This is a genomic window from Laedolimicola sp. (assembly GCF_051972735.1).
GTDB classification, from domain to species: domain Bacteria; phylum Bacillota; class Clostridia; order Lachnospirales; family Lachnospiraceae; genus Laedolimicola; species Laedolimicola intestinihominis.
Window position 1 is genome coordinate 1 of sequence record NZ_JBOKYU010000073.1, and the last position, 6,644, is coordinate 6,644.

8 protein-coding genes and 1 pseudogene are annotated in these 6,644 nt (G+C 48.7%); 1 reads left to right on the plus strand and 8 read right to left on the minus strand.

Annotated elements, in window-relative coordinates; translation table 11 throughout:
- From ACTRC3_RS11330 to ACTRC3_RS11355, 6 genes and pseudogenes are all read right to left on the minus strand, one after another.
- Positions 1 to 188 (minus strand): annotated as a pseudogene (locus tag ACTRC3_RS11330) (hypothetical protein); the annotation flags it as partial.
- Between the two features lie 105 nt (positions 189 to 293).
- Positions 294 to 2,495 carry a M56 family metallopeptidase gene (locus ACTRC3_RS11335; RefSeq protein ID WP_440323141.1) on the minus strand — a complete coding sequence of 734 codons (2,202 nt, stop codon included), beginning with the start codon at positions 2,493 to 2,495 and terminating at the stop codon, positions 294 to 296.
- Between the two features lie 2 nt (positions 2,496 to 2,497).
- Positions 2,498 to 2,866, minus strand: coding sequence for a BlaI/MecI/CopY family transcriptional regulator (locus ACTRC3_RS11340; RefSeq protein WP_178040111.1), 369 nt, complete (start codon positions 2,864 to 2,866; stop codon positions 2,498 to 2,500).
- 202 nt (positions 2,867 to 3,068) lie between these two features.
- Positions 3,069 to 3,329, minus strand: coding sequence for a hypothetical protein (locus ACTRC3_RS11345; RefSeq protein ID WP_178040112.1), 261 nt, complete (start codon positions 3,327 to 3,329; stop codon positions 3,069 to 3,071).
- Positions 3,330 to 3,378: 49 nt separating this feature from the next.
- A complete protein-coding gene (locus ACTRC3_RS11350; RefSeq protein ID WP_349163927.1) occupies positions 3,379 to 3,618 on the minus strand; it encodes a hypothetical protein in 240 nt (79 codons plus the stop codon).
- Between the two features lie 99 nt (positions 3,619 to 3,717).
- Entirely contained in the window at positions 3,718 to 3,972 is a 255-nt protein-coding gene (locus ACTRC3_RS11355; protein ID WP_349163928.1) for a hypothetical protein, read from the minus strand.
- Between the two features lie 503 nt (positions 3,973 to 4,475).
- Here ACTRC3_RS11355 and ACTRC3_RS11360 point away from each other — a divergent pair.
- Positions 4,476 to 5,837 carry an MATE family efflux transporter gene (locus ACTRC3_RS11360; RefSeq protein WP_178040115.1) on the plus strand — a complete coding sequence of 454 codons (1,362 nt, stop codon included), beginning with the start codon at positions 4,476 to 4,478 and terminating at the stop codon, positions 5,835 to 5,837.
- A gap of 57 nt (positions 5,838 to 5,894) precedes the next feature.
- Here the strand turns inward: ACTRC3_RS11360 and ACTRC3_RS11365 are convergent, their stop codons facing one another.
- The gene (locus ACTRC3_RS11365) at positions 5,895 to 6,227 is read right to left on the minus strand and encodes a hypothetical protein (protein ID WP_440323142.1); all 333 of its coding nucleotides are present in this window, start codon (positions 6,225 to 6,227) and stop codon (positions 5,895 to 5,897) included.
- A 105-nt stretch (positions 6,228 to 6,332) separates the two neighbouring features.
- Positions 6,333 to 6,644: hypothetical protein (locus tag ACTRC3_RS11370; RefSeq protein ID WP_440323143.1), on the minus strand; the 312-nt coding region annotated here is incomplete at its 5' end.

Sequence of the window (6,644 nt, forward strand, 5' to 3'; positions counted from 1 at the left end):
CGCATACACCAGCGATCTGCGTTTTGTTTTTCATATTGTGGGAAAAATGGGGAAAGTTGAATCTCCGGGAAGAACAGCAGATCACTGTCCGCCGCTTCATCACAAAAGACCAGGGATTTTTGCAGATTTTCTTCGACGGAATCCGTCATGCGCATCTGCGCCAGGGCAAGCTTACAGGTATGTTGCATCGGAAATGCCTCCGTTTTGAATGGTTTGTTTTTTATTATAACCCGGCGATATTTCTTTTTCAATTGAAAATCAGGAAGACAGAGCCTGCCTTCCTGATCGATAAACTAATTTTTGTTTTTTGCTGGTTCGATGTTCGTAATCTCATTCATCGAATCGGTATTTGCGGTGTTTGCGTGTTCCGCTGTCACGCTATTATTTACCGTATCGCCATTCGGAAAATAGATCGTCGAGTCCACCAGCTTCGCGCCTTTTCCATCCATGCGGACCTTCAGCCACACTTCACGCAGAACGGACTCCTGGAAGCCTGCACCGTCCTTTGCAAAATGCCCCAAAAGCTGCATCCGCACAAAGAGCATATCGCCCAGGACGCTGACATCCTGATACTGCACTGAAGTAACCTCTGCGTCCGCATAATCGGTGTATTGGAAGCCATCCAGGTTGAACAGCTGTGTTTGATTCACGCTGTCTGTGTATCCAAATACGGCTCCGGCGTCCACCAGCACCTGATTCCAGCCCCGGCTGTTGGCTACGGAAATGGCGTCCAGATCCGTCTGGGTATAGGCGGGTTCGATAGAGCTTAAGTAATCCGGTTCGACGGCTGCCAGCAGATCTCCTGTCTCTTCATTTGCCCCCAGCAAGGTCATATCCAGTGCCGTCCGGGTCTCGTTCTGAAATTCCAGATCCGTCTGGTAGATGCCGTAGGGAACGTCTTCCCCGTCCGGACTGTTAAAATATTTCTGATAATATACGGTATCATTCAACACTACAAAGGTGGGCGCGTCGGTCAGATAAGCCTCCGTTGTCTCCCCGGTTTTCCGATTGTAGGAGTAAAAGTTGCCGTAGAAATATCCGGCGCTGCCCTCGTAATGACCAGCCGCTGTGAGGACCACATTTTCATCCACATACAGGCTTGTAATGGGATTCTGATTGCCCGGGTTAAGAAGCGCCGTATCGCCGGAAGCGGTATTGTATTCCCAGACACTGTGATCGCCAGGATCGTAGTAAAGACTGCTGCCGTCCGCGGTGCTGCCTAGAAGTTCTCCCTCCGCAACCATTTCCATATTTGCAGCGGTAAAGGGCTGCCGCCAGATGCGGGAGACGCCGCCTGTCTCGTTCCAGGAATCGTAATACAGATACGCGCCGTCGGAATAGAGTTTTGTTCTATCCATGGTATAGAGCTCGCCGTCTACCGCGATGAGCTCACTGCCATTGCCGAGAATCGTATGATCTGCTGTCGTTTCGCTACCTGTTTTTCCTGTTTCCGCAGAGGTTCCAGATTCCGTATCGGATTCTGTCGTTGGTGTCGTCGGTCGTAAAAGCAGACCGAGGACTGCCGCCACCAGAATGATAACTCCGATCAGAGTGATTCCAACGGTCTTTTTCCGATAATGCAACACGTTTTGAATCCGGCTTTTCAGGGAAGGTTCCCCGAAGGTCAGGGAGCTGACCGCATATCCATTCTGCTTCGCAGCGTACTTTAAAAGACTGGCAGCGTAATCCTTCCGAATATCCCGGGCACTGTTCTGGAGCACTGCCTCGTCGCAGGATATCTCCATATCCCGGCAGAAAAGCACATAGGCCAGCCAGACGCAGGGATTGAACCAGTGAAGCGTCCGGATCAGTAAAAACAGAAGCTTCCAAAGGGTATCCAGGCGCTTTCTGTGATAGTCCTCATGGGCCAGAATGTAATGCTTTTCCGTCTCCTCCAGGTTCGCAGGAAGACAGATAACTGGCCTCAGGACACCCCATACGAAAGGAGCCGGGAGCTTTTCGTATTCCCGGATTCGCTGTTTCGGAACGCTTCTGACACATCGGTTTTTGCTTAAAAGTGCCTTTAATTTTATGGTAGAAACAGTCTGCTGGATTAGCAGTAATACGATTCCGGACAGCCATACTATGCGGAACATCAGACTCCAATTCCAGGTGCTCTTGCTTTGACCGGAAATCCCTGTCTCGGTGCCTGTCAGATTGTTTTGCTGTGTTTCCTGAAGTTCTTCCGGGAACTGTGCTTCCATTCCGGATTTCAGCCCTGTACCGGACAGCTGATGGATCGTACCGGACAGCTCATTGCTTCGATTCTCCAGATTCTGAGCGGTGGTTTCCACCCTGGAAGGAATCAGACTGAAAGGACTTTGCAGCCCTGTCGGCACACAAAAATTCAGGAACACCAGCAGCCAGAGCCCGTAGGCCAGTTTTCTGGAACAATGCAGCACCTTCAGCATCAGGAACCGCAGAAGAACCACCAACAGCACGGTATAACTGCCAATCAGACTCAGATGTAAAACCGCGCCAAATACCTTTTCCATCCTCAATCCTCCCCGTACTCTTCAATCAGTTCTGCCAATTCGTCAATTTCTTTCTTACTCAGCTTTTTCCGCTTCAAAAAGGCCGCTACAAAATTCGGCAGAGACCCCTCATAATTCTCCTCCAGGTATCGTTCGCCCTTCCGTCTGGCGTATTCCTCCTGACTCATCCGGGATGTGACCACTGACTGCTCATTCTGGAAAATGCCATTTTCACAGATCTTCCGAAGCACCGTATAGGTGGTCGACTTCTTCCAGTTCAAATGCTCCGCTGCCAGCCGCACCAGTTCCCCGCTCCGCAGCGGCTCATGCTCCCAGATAAGCTGCGCCAGCTCCTGCTCGGCCTCGGTCATGATATAGATCAGGTCTTCCATGGGACGCCTCCTTTCTGTAAATGAGAAATGGTTTAAAAAGTATAAACCTTTGATTTTAGTCTATACTTTTTAAACCATTTTGTCAACTGAAATCTGATATGTATTTTAATTTCCAAAACCATTCAGTAACATCTTTATTTTTCCATATCCTTCGGATATGCACGTTCCGCTTTGAATGCTATTCGGCAGGGTATCCTATCTGTCATACTTTATCTCCCGGCTTCGGATGATCCGGATTGTACAGGTGGGAATAGGTGTTAAACCGGACGAACAGGTAAATGCAGATAAGCGCAATCAAAACGCACACCATCAGTTCACCCAGAAAATCTGCCACCAGCATGGTTTTCAGAGAGAAAGTACTGATCGCGGCTTTGATAAGATATAGAATGATGCAGGCTGCGATGGCCAGAAGCAGGTAAGTTTTCTTATTCGTTACAATAATCCAACTTTCTTTTTTCTTCATAAATATCCCCTCCATCCATAAAACATTTTGAAGCTTAAAAATCTGTTATTTAGAGAACAAAATATCTCACAATAAGAGCGACAATTCCAAGTACTACAACCGTATCCATCAGCCAATTCCGCTTATCTTTACAAAACAGGATCCCTGCAAGGCCGAAAACCGTCATGCAGGTACCGATTCCGGCGTCAATCCAGACGCCTTTGGAGATGGCTAAAAGCGTCCACAGCGCAGACATGAAAGTATAAAGAATCGTGATAAAATTTCCGGTTCTGATTTCGTCTTTCAGCATAAGCAAATTTCTCCTTTATTTCATTTGGTTAAAATATTCCAGATAATCTGGATCAGATTCAGCACGATATAGAGCTCCAGACACGGATAGTATTTTTAATTACAACGAAACCAGTCGCTTCGCCCTCTCATACTCATTTTTCTGTACATAAATTTTATATTCGTAAGTACAGCTCTGGTCGACGCCAAAGCTTCCGGTTTTTCGGGCTTCTCCACCTAAAGGGCCTGAACCCTGAAGATTTCTTGTGTGGATTCGATAATCAATTCCATGAAGGGAAAGCGTCTCCCGAACCTCTGCCTGACGGTTCATGTCAAGGGTGAGCAGCAGCTCTTTTTGAGTCAGTATATTCCACATAGGCTCTTTCTCTCCGTCAAATTAGATATTTCCTTGGATAACTTTTACCATTTACATATGATTTTCCAAAATAAGCCGAACCACATTCGTCACAATATAGATGCCAAAACAGGTCAGACTCTTTTTATAGCTTTTTGTTTTTCTTCCCTTGAAATAAAACACAACGCCTAATACAAAAAATACGCACACTGCAACGACTAATATTCTGTAAAGAAAAACTGTAAATTCCATCTTACTTTCCTCCCGATAATCAGACAACTCCTTGTCATCCATATCTTATTTTACCCACTGTATTTGTAATTTCATGATACTTGACCCATCTGAAATTGTCAATTATATTTCGCTTTTCATAATTGTTTTCTGTACATTCCACCATTTTTGTGCCGCTTTCATTAAGCAGCTTCCACAATTCAAGGCGGATTTCTATTCTTATCCTTGCTTTTCCAACCGGATAAGCCTATACTGACATAGGTATCTGTTTTACAAAAGAGAGGGGCTTTATCATGTCTGAAACCATAGAGAAAAAATCCTCCGGGCAGCACGGGATGCTGATGACCGAAGGCAGTATTCTTAAAAATATATTCTTATTTTCCATTCCGCTGATTCTGGGTAATCTGCTACAGCAAACTTACAATGCGGTGGACTCGATTATCGTGGGAAACTGTGTGGGAAGCAATGCGCTGGCCGCGGTTGGCGCGGGAGCGTCGCTGATCTATCTTTTGATTGCGTTCAGCCAGGGAGCCTCTGTGGGCGCGGGCATTATCATTTCTCAATATCTTGGGGCGCGGGATTCGGAGCATGTGCGGACTGCCGTTCATACAGCTGTCACAGTGGCCCTGATCCTAGGAGCGCTTCTGACCATCGGCGGGCTTCGATTCACCAGACCGCTTCTGATCTGGATGAATACGCCGGAGGAGGTGCTGGAGGACGCCGTGCTTTATCTGCGGATTTATTCCGGCGGCATGGTTTTTAATGTTCTTTACAATATGATGGCCGGTATTCTGAACGCCGCCGGCAATTCCAGGCGTTCGCTCCTCTATCTGGCTGCCGCGGCTTTCACGAACATTTTCATGGATGTACTTCTGATTGCGGTTTTGAAAATGGGCGTGGCAGGCGCGGCTATCGCTACGGATATGAGCCAGGCGGCGTCCTGTATTCTGGCTTTTCTGTTCCTGCTTCGCGTTCCGGCGGATTATCAGGTACATATTCCGGAGCTTCGCCTGAATGGCTTCATGGCTTTACAGATTTTGCGGGTGGGTCTTCCCACGGGTATCCAGAATATGGTCATTTCTCTGTCCAATATTCTGGTACAGGCTGCCGTCAACGGATACGGAACGGCTGCGATGGCCGGTTTCGGCGCTTACTTAAAGATCGACGGCTTCAATATCCTTCCGGTTTTGAGCTTTAGTATGGCGATCACAACCTTCGTGGGGCAGAATTACGGCGCCGGAAATCTGAAGCGCGTAAAAAAGGGCATGTGGGTGACCCTTGGCATGTGTATTGTATACACGGTCGTTACCGGCGCGCTGCTGTTGTTCTTCTCGCGCCCGGCTCTCAGCCTTTTCACCAAGGATTCCACGGTCATCGACTTCGGGCAAATCGCCATGCGGTATTTCTGCCCCTTTTATTGGCTGCTTGCCATTCTTCACGCGCTGGCGGGTACCGTCCGTGGAACCGGCAAAACGGTGCCGCCCATGGTGGTTCTGCTTCTGTCCCTCTGTCTGTTCCGTATCCTCTGGATCCGGCTTATTCTGCCTGGCTTCCATGGGATCGAAGGCGTCTACATCCTGTACCCGTTTTCCTGGGCGCTGGGTATGGTGCTGATGATTCTGTATACCTGGAAGGGAAAATGGATGAGTGCATAAAAGAAGCGGGGCGTTGCAGTTCGTCTGCAACGCCCCGAATGTTACTGTTTTATTTCCTTAACGCCCGCGCTTCCGGATCAGGAGGATCGTAAGCGTGATCCCGATCCCCAGCAGAGAAGCACCTGCCAGACAGATGGCCACGACCGTACTTGCACCGATGGCAGGCGGCGTGCTTTCTGTATTTTCCGACTCGGAATTGTCCTGATCGTCCCGGACACGTCCGGCATTGATGGTGGTACCATCGGCCAGAGTGAGGATCAGGTCGCCCTCCTCATTGATCTGCGCGCCGTCGATTCCGGCAACAACCGTGCCGTCCTCGCCGTCGATAAACCAGTTCCCGTTCTCGCCGATCTCCGGGGTGTTGCCGACAGCCTTGACCTCGGTATCCACATCCCCGACCCAACACGGAAATCAGCGGTTTTCTTCCAGTGCGTTTTCATATGGTGTCTGGCGGGGCTGCACCGGCTGATTGGGAACAACTATCGGTTCAGCATTTCAGGTAAGGCCAGAGAGAACATGGAGACGGTCAAACGTAGCAGCAACAATGTGATCGAGTTTCTGCAATCTGAGGGCTACATCCGTTTCAAGGCTGACAGCGAAGCCAGCTCGAAGGCGATCTATGAAGCCTACACAAGATGGTGCGACGATAACGCACAGAAGCCTATGTGGGGATATGTTTGCGAACCTGACCATGAATGTCAAATCAACGCTGATGGTGATTCGTTGTAGACACCCGTCAAATTGTCGGGACAGCATCTCTGTAAATCCTGCACTTTGCGGGATGCTGTTTTCTGAAATATTTTGTAT

Coding starts and splice junctions, on each gene's coding strand:
- ACTRC3_RS11335 (WP_440323141.1), bottom strand. CDS start 2,495: ATGGAAAAGGTATTTGGCGCGGTTTTACATCTGAGTCTGATTGGCAGT.
- ACTRC3_RS11340 (WP_178040111.1), bottom strand. CDS start 2,866: ATGGAAGACCTGATCTATATCATGACCGAGGCCGAGCAGGAGCTGGCG.
- ACTRC3_RS11345 (WP_178040112.1), bottom strand. CDS start 3,329: ATGAAGAAAAAAGAAAGTTGGATTATTGTAACGAATAAGAAAACTTAC.
- ACTRC3_RS11350 (WP_349163927.1), bottom strand. CDS start 3,618: ATGCTGAAAGACGAAATCAGAACCGGAAATTTTATCACGATTCTTTAT.
- ACTRC3_RS11355 (WP_349163928.1), bottom strand. CDS start 3,972: ATGTGGAATATACTGACTCAAAAAGAGCTGCTGCTCACCCTTGACATG.
- ACTRC3_RS11360 (WP_178040115.1), top strand. CDS start 4,476: ATGTCTGAAACCATAGAGAAAAAATCCTCCGGGCAGCACGGGATGCTG.